Source organism: Photobacterium proteolyticum (assembly GCF_001939735.1).
In the GTDB taxonomy this organism is placed as follows: Bacteria; Pseudomonadota; Gammaproteobacteria; order Enterobacterales; family Vibrionaceae; genus Photobacterium; species Photobacterium proteolyticum.
Genome location: NZ_MJIL01000083.1, coordinates 52,996 through 71,537, shown reverse-complemented (window position 1 = coordinate 71,537; position 18,542 = coordinate 52,996). Strand labels below are relative to the sequence as shown.

The window sequence follows — 18,542 nt, the reverse complement described above, 5'->3', positions numbered from 1 at the left end:
CCGAAGGGGAGAAAGAGCTCAGTCGATCGGCGTTGTCGGTCAAGAACAAGCCCTATCAATACGTAGGCAGCGGTGGCAAAAGCCCCGGCATGATTATCATGCCGGGGCTTTCATTTTTACCGAATGGCTCTACTCGATCTTATTTAGCGGTTGCTGCAACTAGCTGCTCTTCATCTGATTTTTTCAAGAAGGCATAAGTTACGCCAGTCACAATCGTACCGGCCGCAATCGCAACCAGGTACATCAGTACTGGAGTAATCGCATTCGGGATAAACAGAACAAACAGGCCACCGTGTGGTGCCATCAGTTTTGCACCAAACAGCATAGATAGCGCGCCCGTTAATGCACCGCCCGCCATACAGCTTGGAATGACACGCATTGGATCACGCGCGGCAAATGGAATCGCCCCTTCTGAGATAAAACAAAGCCCCAATACGAATGATGCTTTACCCGCCTCTGCCTCACTGGCATTGAACTTACGCTTGGCGAGGAAAGTCGCCAAACCCATACCCAGAGCCGGAACCATACCGGCTGCCATGATTGCCGCCATTGGCGCATAAGTTTGTGAAGCCAGCAAACCGACACCAAATGTATAGGCTGCCTTGTTAACAGGCCCCCCCAGGTCGAAACACATCATGCTGCCAAGAATAATACCCAGCAATACTGCATTAGCAGAGCCCATGTTGTTCAGGAAGTCAGTCAGGCCATTCATTGCCGCAGATACCGGTCCGCCAACAATGTAGATCATGATAAGACCGGTAACCAAGCTTGATAGCAACGGAATGATCAGGATAGGCTTCAATGCTTCCATAGACTGAGGCAGCTTGAGGTTATCAGCAATAAACTTGGCGCTGTAACCGGCCAGGAAGCCGGCAACAATACCACCCAGGAACCCTGCTCCCGTCGAGCTTGCCAGCATACCGCCAATCAGACCCGGTGCCAGGCCCGGACGGTCCGCAATCGAGAAGGCAATAAAACCTGCCAGTACCGGCACCATTAACGCAAATGCTGAACCACCACCAATTGTCATCAGTGCGGCAGCCAGAGTACCCTCTTCTTTAAATGCTTCAATACCAAACACGAACGACAGTGCAATTGCCAAACCACCGGCAACCACAAGCGGAAGCATATGCGAAACCCCGGTCATCAAGTGTTTGTAGGCGCCTGTCTTTTCCTGCTTCTGACCAGCACTTACTGAACTGCCCTCGTGCTTATAATCAGTTGCTGACGAGAAAGCTTTTTCCAACTCCTGAGAGGTTTTCTTCAACGCCAGACCGGTGCTGGTTTTGTAAAGCTTCTTACCATCAAAACGTGATAAATCAACCTCAATATCAGCAGCAATAACGACCAAGTCAGCGTCTGCAATTTCTTCAGCTGTCAGCTGATTCTTCGCCCCCACTGAACCGCGAGTTTCAACCTTGATGCTATGCCCCTGGCGCTTGCCCTCTTCTTCCAGGGCTTCTGCTGCCATAAAGGTATGCGCCACTCCTGTTGGGCAGGCTGTGATCGCAACAATTTTCTTCGAGCCTGATGTTGCCTCTGCAGGTGCGCTAGCAGGTACTACCGCCTGTACATTCTTCAGTACTGATGCTTGCGCGATAGCTTGCTCAAGGTAAGCTTTTGGATCCGCCAGACAGGCATCGACACCTGACTGGTAGACCTTTTTGCCTTTAAAGCGAGTTGTATCTACTGCCGTATTGGCTGCGATAACAATACACTCCGCCTCGCTAATCTGTGCATCTGTCAACGCCTTGACTGGCATGACTGTCGACTGACATTCAATGTTAGCGGTTAGTTTGAGTTCTGCAGCGGCTTTTTCCATTAAGCCTGCGGCAATAACACTGTTTGCAATACCACTCGGGCAAGCTGTTACAACTGCAATTTTCATCATGATACCCTCTGTTCCGTGTTAGCGTTCACATTGCTATCTAGTAGTTGGACACTTTCTTTGATTGCCAATACTGCATCGAGATCGTCAACGCCGACCCCAACCTGACTCACAGCCAATGCCGAGAGTGCAGTGGCAAAACTCAATGTCTCTTGCTTATTCCAGTTATTGAGTTGCCCCCAGCACAGGCCTGCCACCAATGTGTCACCCGCGCCAACAGTACTCACAACATTCATTTTCGGTGGCTGCGAACTTAGCCATCCGTCGTTATCCAGCCACATCACTCCTTCGGCACCCAAAGAGACCACAACATTCGCAATCCCTTTTTGTCCAAGTTGTTCTGCAACCTGTGTTAAATCTTGTTTGGTCGACAATGCGCGACCGGCCCAGTCCGACAGTTCCTCATCATTGGGTTTCACCAACCATGGCGCAGCGTTCAAGCCCGCGGTCAGTGCCGCTTTGCTGCTGTCAAAGAAAACATGCTTGCCTCGCTCCTGAAGCTGAGCAACCCAACTGGCACACAGCTCCGGGGAGATACCCTTCGGCAGGCTACCTGCCATCACAAACACTTCATGGCTGTCAGCCAGAGCGAAAAGCGTTTGCTCAAAGGCCTGAATGTCTTGTTCGGATACTGCAACACCAGGGAAGTTGATATCACTGACCTGTCCGCTTGCCTCGACCAGTTTTACATTTATCCGGCTAGCACCGTTGACTCGGACAAACTGATCATTAGCTCCCAAGGCTTCAAACAGCTGACAAAACGGTTCCTGGTTATCGGCACCAAGCAAACCTGTTACCGTGACATCCGCACCAAGCTCAGCCAGTACCTTGGCCACATTCACCCCTTTGCCCGCCGGGTGCAGACTTCCTTTTTCAACCAGATTCACCGTACCTGCGGTTAACACATTCAGGTTACCGGTCAAATCCAGAGCAGGGTTTAACGTTACTGTTACGACCTTTGGCTTTTTACTGCTTGCCATGATTTGTTCATTCGCCACGTTAAGCTCACTCATTACTTACCCTCACCCAAACCATCGGCAATGGCCTGCCCGATAGCAGCCAGTGCCGCTTCAGCATCGTCACCCTGGGCAGTAAATTGCAGCTCGTGCCCCTGCTTCACACCTAGGGCAATCACTTTCATCAGGCTCTTGGCATTTACTGCCTTGCCATCACCATTGAGATTGGCAACCAAAATATTCGATTCGAATTTCTTGGCGACGCTGACCAGCATGGCCCCGGGACGGGCATGCAGGCCGTGAGGATTGCGGATTTTAAATACGTCGCTATTACCTTCGATAACTTCTTGCGTCAGCAGCGATACGACTTTTTCTTCATCAGCCGTAAATAACTTGTCGGCCTGCTGTTTGTATAAAAGCTGCGCCAGGTAGTTCATGTTGTTCAGGTGAGCGCCGTTGCATGCTGCCACCATCAGCAGCCCCTTGACCTGTCTGCCCTGCTCATCGAATTCTGTTGCCGGAGTGACAAAGGACAAAGCAGTTTTAGTCACCTCTTTGTCGGTTTTAGCAAGCCATAAGCCTTGTCCGAGGTAGTTCGCACCTGTTGCGATGGCATCAGCAACACTGGTGTTACCCGCAGCCTGGCGATTTTTGATTAATCCAGCTGCAACCGCTGTAAGCTGAATCAGATCTGTCGCCGGAAAGGCCAGTTGAACAAGACCAGCATCAAACTCAGCTTCTAGCTGTTCGTCCCCGTTCAGAATGGCAATCAATCCTTCTGCGCTATCGCAGTGCTTTAGCTTTTCTTCCACGCCGTCGGCTGACAGGACTTTCGTCAGTTGCTTGAGGATCCCAAGGTGCTCATCCGATTTTGCCGCAATACCAATTGCAAGATAGGCTGTCTTTCCCTCTCCCCAATCCACACCTTGTGGAAAGTGATGTACGCGAACACCAGTTTGCTTCACCAAACCGCGGGTATCTGTTGTTCCGTGAGGGATTGCAATGCCATTGCCCAGAAACGTGGAATTTTGCGCTTCCCTGTCCAACATGCCGTTGACATACCCTGTATCAACCAGCCCTTGTTGCTCCAGACCGGTAGCCAATGCCTTGATAGCTTGTTGCTTATCAGCAGCAGATTGCTTTAGCTGAATATCGCTCTTTGATAATGACAGCATGAACTCTCTCCAGTATTCGATGACTCGGCGAAATGCACTTTCGTCCTATCTACACGTCTTTAATTCTAGTTAACTTCAGTAAGAGCTGAATCGATTCAGCTTTTACTGAAAATAAAAGCTTCAGCAGAACTTTGCTCAAGTAAAATTAGCTTTGCTGAAACCTTTCAGCTGACATGCTGAATGGTTTCAGCTAATATTGCAATTGTTCTGTGCCAGATCATTTGCGAATATATGATCAGGCGCACAAATTCTACCAAAGACTAAGAATCGAGAATGAAGTTAGACGAAATAGCCAAACTGGCTGGGGTGTCACGAACGACAGCCAGCTATGTCATCAATGGCAAAGCGGCAAAGTACCGGATCAGCGAAAAAACCCAGCAAAAAGTTATGGCTGTAGTTGATGAGTTTAACTACCGGCCTGACCATGCCGCCACTTCTCTGCGAGCCGGAAGCAGCCGCTCTTTTGGCCTGATCATCCCGGATCTGGAAAACAGCAGTTATGCCAAGCTGGCGAAACTACTGGAACGCGATGCCCGCAAAGCCGGTTATCAGCTTATTATTTCCTGCTCGGATGACGATATCGACACAGAAATGAAAGTCGCGGAAACCCTACTGAGCAGACGCATTGATGCCTTACTGGTTGCCAGTGCACTGCCTGCCGATCATTCTTTCTATAAAAAGATCCAGGCCGGTGGTGTACCGGTTATCGCGATTGACCGTGCCTTGGATGACGAAGAGTTTGCCAGTGTGATCAGCGAAGACCTCGAAGGGGCTTTCGAACTAACGCAAAGCCTGCTCGCCAAGAACATCGCCAGTATTGGCCTGGTCGGTGCAGTGCCGGATCTGGGCGTATCAAAAGAGCGTGAGCAAGGCTTCTATTCAGCCATTCATACTCAGCACCAGGAGCTGGAAACACTTGTCACCTATGGCGATCACTTCAGCCAGCAGCAAGGCCAACAACAGGTCCAGCAGTGGATCGACAACAATACTCTGCCCGACGCTATACTGGCGACCTCATACACACTGTTCGAAGGTATCCTAGACTGCCTGTTGGCCAATCCTGAGCTGATGCAGAAAACCCACCTTGCCACTTTTGGTGATAACCGGTTGCTGGATTTCCTGCCGATTAAGATTCAGTCTCTTCCGCAACAATTCGAGCTGATTGCTGATAATGCCCTGGAGCTGGCATTGAATGCTGCTGCCGGACGCTACCGGACAGGGATTGAAGTGGTGCCGCGGAAAATCAAGCGCCGCTGACATTAAACGCTACGCATTAAAAAGCCCCTGAAAAGGGGCTAATTATTAGGTGGAAAGATAAATTGGCTAGCGGCCTATTTTAAAAGAACCGACATGGCAGTCTAACGTTTGAGCCAGCTCTGCCAAATCCTGGCTCGACCTTTCCAGCTCTTCGCTGGCAGCAAGCCCCACTTTTACCGAGCTATCTACAGTGTCCATATTGAGATTGATCTCATTGGCAACACTCGTCTGCTGCTCAGTTGCAGTAGCAACCTGAGTATTCATATCAAGGATGGTCATCACCAGTTGAGATATCTTTTCCAGTGCCTGCTGCGCTTCTTCTGTTGCCTGAGAACCTTCAGCGGTTAACGACTGGCTGCTATCCATTGCCTCAACCGCGTTTTTGGCTTCATTCTGCAACTGATCAATCATGGCCTGAATTTCATTGGTTGACTGGGCCGTTTTGGTCGCCAGGTTTCTTACCTCATCGGCAACCACCGCAAAACCACGACCGGCTTCGCCTGCACGCGCCGCTTCAATCGCCGCATTCAGTGCCAGCAGATTAGTCTGCTCCGAAATACCTCGGATCACTTCAAGAATAGAACCGATAGATTGAGTTCTGTCTGCCAAAGAAGTGATCACCCCTGACATGTCATTCATTTGATCGGCAAGGCCAGTAATAGTTGTTGTGGCTTCCTGCAGGATCCTCTGCCCTTCCTGCGTCTCGATATTGGCATTCTCGGCAGACTCCGCGGCACCCGCCGCATTTTGTGAAATCTCACCGATGGTCGCAATCATCTCGTTCATTGAGGTAACCACCAGCAGCGACTGCTCGCTCTGTTCATGACCACGTGACAATGCCTGCTGAGACTGGCCTCGTAGCTCTGTGGCGGTTCGGCCAAGATCAACACCGGTATTTACTACTTGGCCAATAATCTCATTGATCTTACCAACGAAGATATTGAAGGCCGTTGAAATATGAGCAATTTCATCATTACCGCGAACAGGCAACCGGATAGTCAGGTCGCCATCCCCCTTCGATATATCCTCCAACGCATGCTGTAGTCCCGAAAGTGGCTTTAACAATTTGCCCAGCAAACCCATTAATACACATCCGCACAGAATGAAGATACCCAAAATAGCTACCAGCTGAGTGATGACAATACCTTTCGCTGCCTCACTGACTTCTGTAATGGGAATACCGATATCAAATGTACCGTATAGTTCTCCATTAACATAGATTGGAGAAAGAATGTCATATACCCAAACTTGCTGCACGTCGGCATACCATTTGGAATGTTGCGGTATGCCTCTCGTAGCCCCGTCAACCGTGTAGTTATCTTTGTAGACTTTGTTTAGCTTTTCGGCGTCACTATGGGCGACGGCTTGAACGTTTTTATCGATAACAACCGCGTAGCTAATATCCGATCGCGTTTTCAGTGACTGCACCAATTTTTGCAAGTCATCCAGCGGCTGTGAAGATGTGCTCAGTACATACTCCACATTTTTAGCCAGCAACTCAGCTTGAGCCTGTGACTTCTTCAAAATGATCTTGTCAATTTCATGATGGGATATATAAGACGTTGAAGAAATACTCGTTATCGCTGCGATTGCAAACATGATGCAAACAGCAATTAATATGGTTTTTTTCATCTACTCGTACCTTTCTGCCACTAACAGCACTATGCCGCTGTCTTTGTCTGAAAATACTACACAATAGAATTTCATATCACTTCAACGCATAGCAAAAAGGTTGATATAGCTCTCTGTATTCGTACAAATACTCTAATATACCCAGGCAGCAGCATCAGTTTTGATGAGATATTAAACAGTCTTTCTTGTTATCACTGACAAAGTCATTAATAACCCAGCAAAATAACCCGCCACAAAAAGCAACTAAATATTCACACAGGGTACATAACTTTTCAGTTTATTCCCCCAAACAATCCATTAAATACAAGATATTCACAAATTCAATGTTAACTTTTCTAGTTGATAATCTGACACCCTCCCATTTTTCTAACATTTTTTTTAAATAAATTTTTCAACCCGGATGACTTGACGCTATATGTAACACGTTGCCTATGCAGTGTATTTATTCAGCATTAATGAATAGAGATCATTAGGTTACAAAACCTAACATTGCTCAATAAAAGGAAAGAGCGAATGAATAAGAAGAATAAAGTGACCGTTGTCAGTTGTCTCTTACCGCTCGCAGCCCTTGCTGCTGGTGCTAGCACAACCGCAACCGCAAATACGTTGGCTACGTTTGACAAACCAAATATCCCAGTGAAATACATTGTTAAATTCAAAGAACAACCGGAAAGCGGACTTTCTCTCAGGAGTGCAAGCTCGGTGTTCTCAGGTGAACGCGTTGCCCAGCGATCGCTGCTCGACCGCCTAAGTGCCGACAATATCGAAAAGTTCGGCAATGAAGCAACATACAGCGCTCAGCTGGACAAGAATGCGATAGAGCAACTTCAAAGCAATCCTGAAGTCGAATATGTCGAGATCGACCCGCCTCGCTATCTGCTATCACAGACCCTGCCATGGGGGCAAACATTCGTTGGTGCGACATTGCTTGATGACAGCAATGCCGGTAACAGAACGGTATGTATCATTGACTCGGGCTACGATCTTGCACACAACGATCTTAGCGGCAACCAGGTCAGCGGAACCAACGATAGCGGAACAGGCAGCTGGTCTTCACCCGGACAGCATAACGCCCATGGTACCCACGTTGCCGGTACCATTGCGGCAATCTCGAATACTGAAGGTGTGGTAGGCGTATTACCAAACCAAAATGTCAATTTGCATATCGTTAAGGTATTTAATGAATCAGGTTGGGGCTATTCATCCGGTCTGGTGAAGGCCATTGATACCTGTGTCGCCAACAACGCCAATGTGATCAACATGAGCCTGGGTGGCAGCAACTCCAGCCGGACCGAAGAAGCGGCACTCAAAACCCACTATGACAACGGCGTGTTATTAATTGCCGCAGCGGGTAATGACGGCAATACCGCTCATAGCTACCCGGCGTCATACGATTCGGTCATGTCTGTTGCTGCCGTGGATAACCAAAAACACCACGCGGATTTCTCACAGGCAACCAATCAGGTTGAGATTGCAGCGCCGGGCGAGGCAATTCTGTCTACCGTCACTCTGGGTGAAGGCCGCCTTGCCGATATTAACCTGGCCGGACAAAGCTACTTCGACCGCGGTGTTGTCCCTCATAACCGCCTAGTGAATATCAACGGTAACTATGAGCCAAGTCCGGTTCCCGGCTCTGTAACAGCCGAACTCGCCCGCTGTGATGTTTCATCTAGCGTTTATAACTGTGGCAATATGAGCGGCAAAGTCTGTCTGACAGAGCGTATCGGCAACCAGCTATCTGGTACCTACCCTGAAGTTGATGCTGTCAAAGCCTGTTATAACGCAGGGGCATCTGCTGCTATTGTTTACAGTAATGCCGAACTGGCCGGTCTACAGAACCCATTCCTTGTCGATACTAACAGTAGCTATGATCTTGTGTCGGTCTCTGTTGATCGTGCCCTTGGACAAGAACTAGAAAATGCCGTAGGCCAGACAATAACGGTTAATAGCTCTATTAACGAAGACTACGAGTACTATAACGGGACGTCCATGGCAACGCCGCATGTTGCAGGGGTTGCAGCCTTAGTATGGAGCTACCACCCTCAATGTACTGCCAGTCAGGTTCGTGGTGCGATGACCGCGACCGCTGAAGATATTGATGTCGCTGGCCGTGATAACCGTACCGGCTTTGGTCTAATTGATGCTGTATCCGCCAAGGAATACCTCGACGCCGGGTGTAACGGCCCTGAAGGCAATGGAAATGGCACCAGCTTTGAAAATACTCAGGCTACAGCCATTCCTGATAACTCACTCTCCGGTATTACCAGCGAAATCAACGTAACCCGTGCAGGCGATGCCAGTGTGCTAACCGTTGATCTCAACATAACTCACACCTACATCGGTGATCTAAATGTCAAATTGATTGCCCCAACAGGTGAGTATGTTGTCCTGCATAACCACAGCGGAGGCTCAAGCAACAACATCCTGAACTCTTATACGGTTGACTATACTGGTATCGAATCTCAGGGGACTTGGCAGCTAAAAGTCTATGATAACGCCCGCCGCGATACAGGAACACTCAATAGCTGGCGTATCAACTTTAAATAAGGTTGGCATATGCAAAATAAACATGCTTCGACGTTATATTCAGGTATAAAGCCCATTTGTGGATTGGTATTGAGTGCTGCGCTTTTTTCTAGCTTTTCGGTTCAGGCCTATAACAAAGGTATGCCTGCTCCCGGTGCAAAAAAGCAAGCCGAGCTCAGCCAGGAAAACAGTCGGGCAAGCTATTACCTGAAATATAAACCCGACATGGAAACACAAGCGAAATCTTTGGTAGCCAAGCTGGGTGGAACAATCACAGACACAATGCCGGAACGGCGTGTTTTGATCGTCTCACTCGACAAGAGTGATATTGATAATCTCACTGCTAATCGAAAGCAATATAGCGATATCATCGATTACGTCGAGATCAACCCACAGCGACAGTTACTCGAGAAGAAAACCAGCTTATCTTACTAAGAAGCCAAGATAGTGGGGCAGTTGATGATTAGTTGCGATCATTCGTGAACATATCAACTCTTCATTATAAGCAATAAGAAAAAGGGATGTGCATTTGCACCTCCCTTTTCTTTGTAAGTTAATGGATTCGCTATAGATTAGGCTCAGACACTTCCTTTTAAGCGCTTTTTAATGAAACTTGAGTCATACCCTTTCTGACGTTAGATCTCAGTTTCGAATAATTGCCCTGATATCAAACGACTGTATCTGACTTTTGATCTAACATGTTCAATGGACTATGCAAGGATGGTGGTTAGTCAATTATGGTTCAGGCAGTTGCAGTTGAAGACCTCTGCGAAGGATTATTTGTCGTTGCGCTGGAAAACGCCAAAGGCCGATTACGAGTCAACAAGCCGGGTAGAATTCACTCTATCGACTTGATTAACCAGATAAAGACCAATGGCATTAAAACCGTTTGGGTGGACTTCGAACTATCAGACTTAAGCTTCTATGTACCCGATCGCCATCTACGCAACCCGAAGCCTCCCAAGACCACCTCGATGGATACCGAGCGAATAAGAGCCGAGTCGATATTAGTCAAATCGAAGGATTTGCTAAGCAAGGCTATTGATAATTTGTATGAAGGCAAAAATATCGATATTGCTCCAATTGCCGACCTTTCTGAAAGTATTGTCGACTCCATTCGCTGTAATCCCGATGCCATTCACTGTGTCGCGGCATTACGGAGCAAAGATAGCTACTTACTAGAGCACTCCCTCAACGTTGCTTTCCTGATGGTAAGCTTTGGCCGCCATCTTGGTTTGAATCAGCAGGTACTCAAGCAACTGGCCATCGGCGGACTATTGCATGACATTGGCAAAACCCAGGTCAAACTTGAGGTACTCAACAAGCCAGCTCGATTGACCCCGGAGGAATTTGAGCACATGAAGCTCCATCAGGTGCTGTCTGAACCTCTATTAGATTGCATTCCGGGCCTGTCCGATATGAGCCGACAAGTCAGCCTTCTCCACCATGAAAAGCTTGACGGAAGCGGCTACCCCCGCGGTTTATATGGTGACGAAATCTCACTGGTAGGCAGAATGAGTGCCATTGTCGACATCTACGACGCCTTGACCGCTACCCGATGCTATAAACAATCTATGAGCCCTACCGCCGCATTCAAAATCCTCAAATCCATGACGCCGAAGCAGCTCGATGGTGAGCTATTGAACGAGTTTATTCGCAACATCGGCGTCTACCCTGTTGGCTCATTGGTCGAATTATCAGATAACCGTGCCGGTTTAGTGTGGGAGTCCAATGACACCTCCTTCCTGCAGCCTGTTGTAAAATGCTTCTATTCATTGAAATACGGGCGCTATAGCGATATCGAGATGGTTAACCTTGCAGACAGAACCGATCTAGCCATAGAGAGAGGGCTCAGTCCGGGGAAGGAAAACATAGACCCAACACCCTATCGTTAATTGGAGTCCAACATTCAGCACGTTAAGTGACACTGAGTTTTTTAATCCAATTAGCAATAATCAGAACAATTAATCTAATTCTTTAATTCATACTGTATATATTCTGAGCGCTGAGATAGTTGAAATGGATACCAATACTCCCTTGCTAAACCTTCGTACTATAGCCTCTAGTGATTATGACGAGCTGGCTGCCTTGATGAACTTGGTGTTTGATGATGTCGGGGGAGCATGGCCACGGATGACGATTATGGATCTGATTCATCAATTTCCCGACGGTCAGATCTGCATTGAAGATAGTGGCAAAATCATCGGAGCGGCCCTGACTATCAAGGTGGACTATAACCGCTTTTCACTCAACCACACCTACACCGATATCATCAACGAGCAAAATGTCATCCAGCACCAAGACAGTGGTGATGCGCTATACGGTCTGGATGTATTTGTACACCCTGATTACCGAGGACTTCGGCTCGGACGGCGTCTTTACGATGCTCGCAAGGAGCTTTGCCGAAACACTAACCTTAAAGCGATATTAGCCGGGGGCCGAATCCCACACTACCAGCCTGTTGCCGACCAGCTATCTGTCCTTGAGTACATTGAGAAAGTCAAACGAAAGGAGCTTCATGATCCTATCCTGTCTTTCCAGCTAGCCAATGATTTTGATGTTAAGCGACTGATGAAGCACTACCTGCCAGAAGACACCAAATCTTGCGGTTATGCCACCCTGCTTGAATGGGATAATGTTTTTTATGATGAAGTTGCTCCGTCAATCCTCGATACAGAGAAAACCTTGGTGCGTCTAGGCATTGTTCAATGGCAAATGCGGATGATGGTATCGGTTGACGATTTGATTGATCAGGCTGAGTTTTTTGTCTCATCCCTTTCTGGCTACCAAGCCGACTTCGCTCTTTTCCCGGAGTTTTTCAATGCCCCTCTGATGGGGTTGAAACCTGAGCATAGCTCAGTAGAGGCTATCCGATTTTTGAGCGAATTTACGGAGGAGATAAAACAGCGGTTTTCTCAGCTGGCAGTCACCTACAATATCAACATTATCTCGGGAAGCATGCCTGAGCTGAAAGACGACCGCCTTTATAATGTTTCTTACCTGCTACACCGCGATGGCAGCATAGACGAGCAGTATAAAATCCATATTACTCCCCACGAACAGCGGGACTGGGTGATTGATGGCGGTGACAAGGTGAAAGTGTTCGAGACGGATGCCGGGCGCGTTGGTATCCTGATTTGCTACGATGCGGAGTTTCCCGAGCTCGGCCGTATGTTAGCCGAGCAAGGCGTACAAATTATGTTTGTGCCTTTCTGGACTGACACCAAAAATGGCTACTTGCGAGTCAGGTTATGTGCACAGGCAAGAGCAATCGAAAATGAATGCTATGTTGCCATCGGAGGCAGCATCGGTAACTTACCTCGGGTCAATAATGTTGACATCCAATATGCCCAGTCAGCAGTATTTTCTCCATCCGACATTTACTTTCCCCACGATGCGACAATCACTGAAGCAAGCCCAAACACCGAAATGATTATTTTTGCCGATGTGGAGCTCGATAAACTCAAATATCTCAATACGGAGGGATCTGTCACCAACCTGCGCCATCGCCGGCTTGACCTTTACGGCGGCTTCACCAACTCCAAACAAAAATAAATGGTTGTTTCTACGCAGTCCTACCCTCCTAAACAGTATAAGCAGTACATTGTTAGATGTAATCAATCTGGACAGTAACGACCTGCCTCATGAAGTAGGACTATAATAGTCCTATATAAAGTGAGGTTTTTCCTATGCTGCGAGTAAGCAAAATGACTGACTATGGCTCTGTGCTATTGACCTTTATGGCCCGCCACCCTAATCAAATCTTCAGTACCGCATCGCTGGCCCGTGCTATCTACTTACCGCCGACAACGGTAAGCAAATTGCTAAAAATACTGCACAGCAGTGGCCTTGTGCATTCAACGCGCGGGAAGAAAGGCGGTTACCGACTCGCCTACCCGGCCCAGCAGATCACTTTAGCCCAAATTGTTGATGCCTTAGAGGGAAGCATCGCCGTAACAGAATGCTCAATAAAAAAGGATTTGTGCCAGATAGAAAAGCACTGCGAGATCCGAGGCCACTGGTTGGGTATAAACAGAGTGATCTACAACAGCTTGGCCCAGGTCACGCTGCAGGACATGATCTCACATGAGATCAAACCGGAACCACTGACACTAACAAGATAACAAGTCGATGGACGTACATGGTGTTAACTGGAGGGGTCGTAATGGCAACTCGAACACAAGATCTAAACCATTTCGTTAATGACGACTATCCGCACGGGTTTGTTACCGATCTGGATGAAGATCGCCTTGAGCCTGGGCTTAGCGAAGAGGTGATACGCTGTATATCTGCCAAGAAAAACGAACCGGCCTTTATGCTTGAGTGGCGGATTCAGGCCTACCGACACTGGCTGACTTTGAAAGTCCCTACCTGGTCTAAATTGTATTACCCGCCCATCGACTATAACTCGATGATCTATTATGCAGCACCGAAAGCATCAGCTGACGGGCCCCAAAGCCTGGACGATGTCGACCCCAAACTACTGCAGACTTATGAAAAGCTCGGTATCCCGCTTCATGAGCAAGCTCAGCTTGCTGGTGTCAAAGGCGCGGTTGATGCCGTATTTGACAGTATCTCCGTCGCAACCACCTTCAAGCAAAAGCTCGCTGATATCGGCATTATTTTCTGCTCCTTTTCAGAGGCTGTCCGCAATCACCCCAAGCTTATCCAGAAGTATCTGGGAACTGTCGTCCCCTACACCGACAACTTCTATGCGGCTTTAAATGCAGCAGTCTTCAGCGATGGCTCTTTCTGCTATATCCCGAAAGGTGTTCGCTGCCCAATGGAGCTATCGACCTATTTTCGTATCAATGCCGCCAATACCGGCCAGTTCGAACGCACCCTGATCATCGCCGAGGATGATAGCTATGTCAGCTATCTTGAAGGTTGTACAGCACCAATGCGAGACGAGCACCAACTCCATGCCGCGGTAGTAGAGCTGATAGCCCTTGACCGCGCCGAGATAAAATACTCAACAGTGCAAAACTGGTACCCGGGTGACAAGGAAGGAAAAGGCGGGATCTATAATTTCGTCACCAAGCGCGGATTATGTCGCGGTCAACATGCCAAGATATCCTGGACACAGGTGGAAACAGGCTCTGCCATTACCTGGAAATACCCTAGCGTAATCCTGCTGGGCGATCATTCCAGCGGTGAATTCTACTCCGTTGCACTAACCAATAACTATCAGCAAGCCGATACAGGCACCAAAATGACGCATATCGGCAAAAACACCTCCAGCACCATTATTTCCAAGGGTATCTCTGCCGGCCATGGTTCCAATGCCTACCGCGGTTTGGTACACGTGAGCCCGAAAGCCATTAATGCCCGTAACTACAGCCAGTGTGACTCGCTACTGCTCGGTGATAAATGCAGTGCCCATACATTCCCTTACATCGAGGTCAAGCACCCGTCAGCCAATGTTGAGCACGAGGCCACGACCTCGAAAATAAGCGATGAACAACTCTTTTATTGCCTGCAACGCGGCATTGCCCCGGAAGCGGCAGCATCAATGATTATTAACGGATTTTGCAAAGATGTATTTCGCAAACTGCCGATGGAATTTGCGGTAGAAGCACAAGCTCTGATGGAAGTCAGCCTGGAAGGTTGTGTCGGTTAAAAGAGCAACTCTCGGAGAAACAACAGCATGCTAAACATTGAAGACCTTCACGTCAGCGTTGACGGAAAAGCGATTCTCAAAGGTTTGCAGATGACCGTCAAACCGGGAGAAGTGCATGCCATTATGGGGCCGAACGGCTCAGGCAAAAGTACGCTGGCTAATACACTGGCCGGACATGAAAGTTACAAGGTAATGTCTGGCACAATCCACTATGATGGCCATGATCTATTGAGCCTGACTGCTGACCAACGGGCCTGCGAAGGAGTATTTGTCGCCTTCCAGTACCCGACAGAAATACCGGGCGTAAGCAATATTCAGTTTCTCAAAACCGCATTGAACAGCCAGCGCAAATACCACCAGCTTGACGAGCTAGATGCCGTCGATTTTCTCCAGCAGGTTAAAGCCAAGGTTGCCCAGGTCGGTATGGAAGAAAGCCTGCTCTATCGCGCCGTCAATGAAGGCTTTTCCGGAGGTGAAAAGAAGCATAATGAAATATTGCAACTGCTGGTACTAGAGCCACGGCTAGCAATTCTTGATGAGACGGATTCAGGACTGGATATTGATGCCCTAAAAACTATCGCCGCAGGCGTTAATGCCTTTCGTAACAGTGAACGGGCGATTATTTTAGTCACCCATTACCAGCGGTTACTGAGCTTTATCAAGCCGGATTTTGTACATGTCTTGATGGACGGCAAGATCGTCCGCTCGGCAGGGCCAGAATTAGCACTCGAACTAGAAGAAAAAGGTTATGGAGAATGGGTAGCCTAACGCATTTATTGGATACCAAACCTCATCGGAGGCAGTAATGAACACCAGCGAACGTTTCTGTCATGCTTACTCCCAGTACAGAAACCGTTTTTTCGAACAGCCAGAGAACATTCAGCATCTGAGCTGGTTAAAGCAGCTGCAAGATAATGCATTTGAAAGTTTTTCAACGCAGGGGCTGCCTGGGCCGCGTGACGAAAACTGGAAGTACACTCAGCTTAGCCAAATTGAACAGCTTGATCTTCAGCCTTCAGATCAAAACTCAGTGTCTAGTCACGGTATTCGCCCTGAAAATATCCCTCTCTGCTCTGGGAGTCATCGACTCGTCTTTATGGACGGTAAATTCACGCCAGAACTGTCGAATCATGCAGATTTACCTGACGGGCTCATTTTATGCAGCATTGCCCAGGGTTTGAACCGACACCCTCACCTCCTGTCTGCAGCTCTAGGCGCTGTAGCCGAGTACAATAAGCACCCTTTTGCTGCGCTAAATACCATGTTCTTAGCCGACGGCGCTTTATTGCAGGTAATGCAAGGCTGCAAAGTCCAGATGCCGATCCACTGCCTGTTTTACACAACGGAAGCTGACAGGCCAGTCATGTATTCACCTCGCTTGTTATTGCTGGCCGAAGATAACGCCGAGGTCACGGTTATTGAACACTATCAGGGAAACAGTCGTAGCCTCCTTCACGAACAACATCAAAACAGCGGACTTAATCTAACAAATGCACTCACTGAGGTTACCCTTGGCCGCGATACAACCCTTCATCACTATAAGTTGCAGTGTGAATCCGGCAATACCTGCCATATTGCCGGAATACATGTCGAGCAACAGCAAAGCAGCCAATTTTATAGCCACAACATTTCTCTCGGTGCCTGTTTGGCAAGAAATGACCTGTGTATAAAACTGGCTGATACTGGTGCAGAATGTCACCTCTATGGTGCCTACTGCATTGGGGACCGGCAGCACGTCGACTTTCATACCCAAATCGATCATCTCAGGCCGAATTGCCAAAGCTCTGAGCTTTACAAAGGGGTGATACAGGATCGCGCCCATGCCGTATTTAACGGTATGGTCGTGGTACACCCCGACGCTCAATACAGTGATGCTCAACTCATCAACAAGAACCTGCTTCTTTCGGCTAAAGCCGAAGTGGATACCAAACCCGAGCTGCAAATCTACGCCGATGATGTAAAGTGCAGCCACGGTGCAACGGTAGGTCAGCTCGATCCTGCCGCCATGTTTTACCTGCAGTCACGTGGGATCTCGCATGAAGCAGCACAAACACTTCTGATCACCGCTTTTATCAACGACATTCTCCAGCCAGTTGAGCCCGCACCGATTCGGCAACTTCTTCTGCCGTCAATCCAGGCTCAGCTCAACCGCTTGATACATAAGATACAAAACAGAGAGGAGCAAGGTTCATGACTATCAGCCGCTCATTGCCAGCTCGCGACCAGCTCACTTCGGCAACCACGGTATCAGCCTCGACCTCAATCAACGACGTTGACTGGCATGCGGTTCGAAATGACTTTCCCTTGCTAAAACAACAGGTTTATGGCAAACCACTGGCCTATCTGGATAATGCCGCAACATCGCAAAAGCCGAATGCGGTAATAGAAACAGTCGAGCAGTATTACCGACAAGATAATGCCAATGTTCACCGCGGTGTCTATGCATTGAGCGAACGAGCGACCGAACGTTACGAAGCAAGCCGGAACAAAGTTCAGAGCTTTTTACACGCCGCCCATCGAGAAGAAATTATTTTTGTTCGCGGTACCACTGAGGCCATCAACCTGGTAGCACAAAGTTATGCCCGCCCACGATTAACTCACGACAGTGAAATATTAATAAGTGCCATGGAGCACCACTCGAATATTGTGCCCTGGCAAATAGCCTGCCAGCAAACGGGAGCTAAACTGACGATTATTCCCATTTCGGATTCTGGCGAGATAGACCTTGATGACTATAAGCAGCGACTAACCAAACGTACCCAGTTAGTTGCGATAACCCACATGTCCAATGCACTCGGTACCATCCTGCCAGTACAGGAAATGATCGCCATGGCCCATGCGCAAAACATTCCTGTATTGCTCGACGGGGCTCAAGCTGTACCTCACATAGGGATAAACGTCCAAACGCTGGATTGTGATTTCTACGCTTTTTCCGGACACAAAATTTACGGCCCAACAGGCATAGGGGTACTGTACGGCAAGCAAACGATTCTGGATGCAATGCCACCCTATCAAGGCGGTGGCGACATGATAAGTCAGGTCAGCTTCGAGAACACCCTTTACAACACCCTGCCCTACAAGTTTGAAGCCGGTACACCGAATATCGCCGGTGCGGTAGGGCTAGGTGCAGCACTCGACTATGTTGAGTATATAGGCTTAGATAACATTGTCCGCCATGAGCAACCTTTGCTGGAATATGCCACTCAGGAGCTGTTAACGATTAAAGGGCTGCGCATTATCGGTACAGCGAAACACAAAGCCAGCATCATTTCTTTTGTTCTCGACGCGGCCCACCCCCACGACATCAGCTCGATTCTCGATCGTGAAGGCGTCGCCATCCGTGCCGGACACCACTGCGCGATGCCGCTCATGGAACGGTTCCGGATCCCAGCAACCGCACGGGTGTCTCTGGCTTTTTATAACACCAAACAAGATATTGACCGGCTGATCAAGGCAATAAAAGAAGTACTGATTCTTTTTGGCTGACA

Annotated in this window: 14 protein-coding genes; 10 read left to right on the top strand and 4 right to left on the bottom strand. The window is 48.5% G+C overall.

Annotated elements, in window-relative coordinates; all coding sequences use genetic code 11:
• Positions 1-139: 139 nt before the first annotated feature.
• The 3 genes from fruA to fruB are packed head-to-tail and all read right to left on the bottom strand — an operon-like array spanning position 140 to position 4,019.
• Entirely contained in the window at positions 140-1,888 is a 1,749-nt protein-coding gene (gene fruA / locus BIT28_RS16205) for a PTS fructose transporter subunit IIBC (protein ID WP_075765649.1), read from the bottom strand.
• Positions 1,888-2,868 carry a 1-phosphofructokinase gene (gene pfkB, locus BIT28_RS16200; protein WP_075765647.1) on the bottom strand — a complete coding sequence of 327 codons (981 nt, stop codon included), beginning with the start codon at positions 2,866-2,868 and terminating at the stop codon, positions 1,888-1,890. Before pfkB ends, fruA begins: the two co-directional genes overlap by 1 nt.
• Before the next feature lie 32 nt (positions 2,869-2,900).
• Positions 2,901-4,019: a fused PTS fructose transporter subunit IIA/HPr protein gene (gene fruB / locus BIT28_RS16195; RefSeq protein ID WP_075765553.1), complete on the bottom strand. Its 1,119-nt coding sequence runs from the start codon at positions 4,017-4,019 to the stop codon at positions 2,901-2,903.
• Positions 4,020-4,292: 273 nt separating this feature from the next.
• Between fruB and cra the strand changes: the two genes are divergently transcribed.
• A complete protein-coding gene (gene cra, locus BIT28_RS16190) occupies positions 4,293-5,276 on the top strand; it encodes a catabolite repressor/activator (protein ID WP_075765551.1) in 984 nt (327 codons plus the stop codon).
• Between the two features lie 66 nt (positions 5,277-5,342).
• Here the strand turns inward: cra and BIT28_RS16185 are convergent, their stop codons facing one another.
• Complete coding sequence (locus BIT28_RS16185) at positions 5,343-6,908, bottom strand: methyl-accepting chemotaxis protein (protein WP_075765549.1); 1,566 nt, start codon at positions 6,906-6,908, stop codon at positions 5,343-5,345.
• A gap of 513 nt (positions 6,909-7,421) precedes the next feature.
• Here BIT28_RS16185 and BIT28_RS16180 point away from each other — a divergent pair.
• From BIT28_RS16180 to BIT28_RS16140, 9 genes are all read left to right on the top strand, one after another.
• Positions 7,422-9,455 (top strand): S8 family serine peptidase, encoded by a 2,034-nt coding sequence (locus BIT28_RS16180; protein ID WP_075765547.1) that lies wholly within the window; start codon positions 7,422-7,424, stop codon positions 9,453-9,455.
• A 9-nt stretch (positions 9,456-9,464) separates the two neighbouring features.
• Positions 9,465-9,869, top strand: coding sequence for a hypothetical protein (locus BIT28_RS16175; RefSeq protein ID WP_075765545.1), 405 nt, complete (start codon positions 9,465-9,467; stop codon positions 9,867-9,869).
• A 302-nt stretch (positions 9,870-10,171) separates the two neighbouring features.
• A complete protein-coding gene (locus BIT28_RS16170) occupies positions 10,172-11,329 on the top strand; it encodes a cyclic di-GMP phosphodiesterase (RefSeq protein ID WP_075765543.1) in 1,158 nt (385 codons plus the stop codon).
• 124 nt (positions 11,330-11,453) lie between these two features.
• Entirely contained in the window at positions 11,454-12,989 is a 1,536-nt protein-coding gene (locus BIT28_RS16165; protein ID WP_075765541.1) for a bifunctional GNAT family N-acetyltransferase/carbon-nitrogen hydrolase family protein, read from the top strand.
• 134 nt (positions 12,990-13,123) lie between these two features.
• A complete protein-coding gene (locus BIT28_RS16160; protein ID WP_075765539.1) occupies positions 13,124-13,558 on the top strand; it encodes an SUF system Fe-S cluster assembly regulator in 435 nt (144 codons plus the stop codon).
• Between the two features lie 41 nt (positions 13,559-13,599).
• On the top strand, positions 13,600-15,054 hold the full coding sequence (sufB, locus tag BIT28_RS16155) for a Fe-S cluster assembly protein SufB (RefSeq protein WP_075765537.1): 1,455 nt from the start codon (positions 13,600-13,602) through the stop codon (positions 15,052-15,054).
• A gap of 27 nt (positions 15,055-15,081) precedes the next feature.
• On the top strand, positions 15,082-15,822 hold the full coding sequence (sufC, locus tag BIT28_RS16150; RefSeq protein WP_075765535.1) for a Fe-S cluster assembly ATPase SufC: 741 nt from the start codon (positions 15,082-15,084) through the stop codon (positions 15,820-15,822).
• 37 nt (positions 15,823-15,859) lie between these two features.
• Entirely contained in the window at positions 15,860-17,248 is a 1,389-nt protein-coding gene (sufD, locus tag BIT28_RS16145; protein WP_075765533.1) for a Fe-S cluster assembly protein SufD, read from the top strand.
• Complete coding sequence (locus BIT28_RS16140) at positions 17,245-18,540, top strand: cysteine desulfurase (protein ID WP_083651902.1); 1,296 nt, start codon at positions 17,245-17,247, stop codon at positions 18,538-18,540. Before sufD ends, BIT28_RS16140 begins: the two co-directional genes overlap by 4 nt.
• The last annotated feature ends 2 nt before the right edge of the window (positions 18,541-18,542 follow it).

Excerpts from the sequence above, each read along its gene's own strand:
- pfkB (WP_075765647.1), bottom strand. The coding sequence starts at position 2,868 with ATGGCAAGCAGTAAAAAGCCAAAGGTCGTAACAGTAACGTTAAACCCT.
- sufD (WP_075765533.1), top strand. The coding sequence starts at position 15,860 with ATGAACACCAGCGAACGTTTCTGTCATGCTTACTCCCAGTACAGAAAC.
- sufC (WP_075765535.1), top strand. The coding sequence starts at position 15,082 with ATGCTAAACATTGAAGACCTTCACGTCAGCGTTGACGGAAAAGCGATT.
- BIT28_RS16175 (WP_075765545.1), top strand. The coding sequence starts at position 9,465 with ATGCAAAATAAACATGCTTCGACGTTATATTCAGGTATAAAGCCCATT.
- BIT28_RS16170 (WP_075765543.1), top strand. The coding sequence starts at position 10,172 with ATGGTTCAGGCAGTTGCAGTTGAAGACCTCTGCGAAGGATTATTTGTC.
- BIT28_RS16160 (WP_075765539.1), top strand. The coding sequence starts at position 13,124 with ATGCTGCGAGTAAGCAAAATGACTGACTATGGCTCTGTGCTATTGACC.
- fruA (WP_075765649.1), bottom strand. The coding sequence starts at position 1,888 with ATGAAAATTGCAGTTGTAACAGCTTGCCCGAGTGGTATTGCAAACAGT.
- fruB (WP_075765553.1), bottom strand. The coding sequence starts at position 4,019 with ATGCTGTCATTATCAAAGAGCGATATTCAGCTAAAGCAATCTGCTGCT.
- sufB (WP_075765537.1), top strand. The coding sequence starts at position 13,600 with ATGGCAACTCGAACACAAGATCTAAACCATTTCGTTAATGACGACTAT.
- BIT28_RS16140 (WP_083651902.1), top strand. The coding sequence starts at position 17,245 with ATGACTATCAGCCGCTCATTGCCAGCTCGCGACCAGCTCACTTCGGCA.
- BIT28_RS16165 (WP_075765541.1), top strand. The coding sequence starts at position 11,454 with ATGGATACCAATACTCCCTTGCTAAACCTTCGTACTATAGCCTCTAGT.
- BIT28_RS16180 (WP_075765547.1), top strand. The coding sequence starts at position 7,422 with ATGAATAAGAAGAATAAAGTGACCGTTGTCAGTTGTCTCTTACCGCTC.
- cra (WP_075765551.1), top strand. The coding sequence starts at position 4,293 with ATGAAGTTAGACGAAATAGCCAAACTGGCTGGGGTGTCACGAACGACA.
- BIT28_RS16185 (WP_075765549.1), bottom strand. The coding sequence starts at position 6,908 with ATGAAAAAAACCATATTAATTGCTGTTTGCATCATGTTTGCAATCGCA.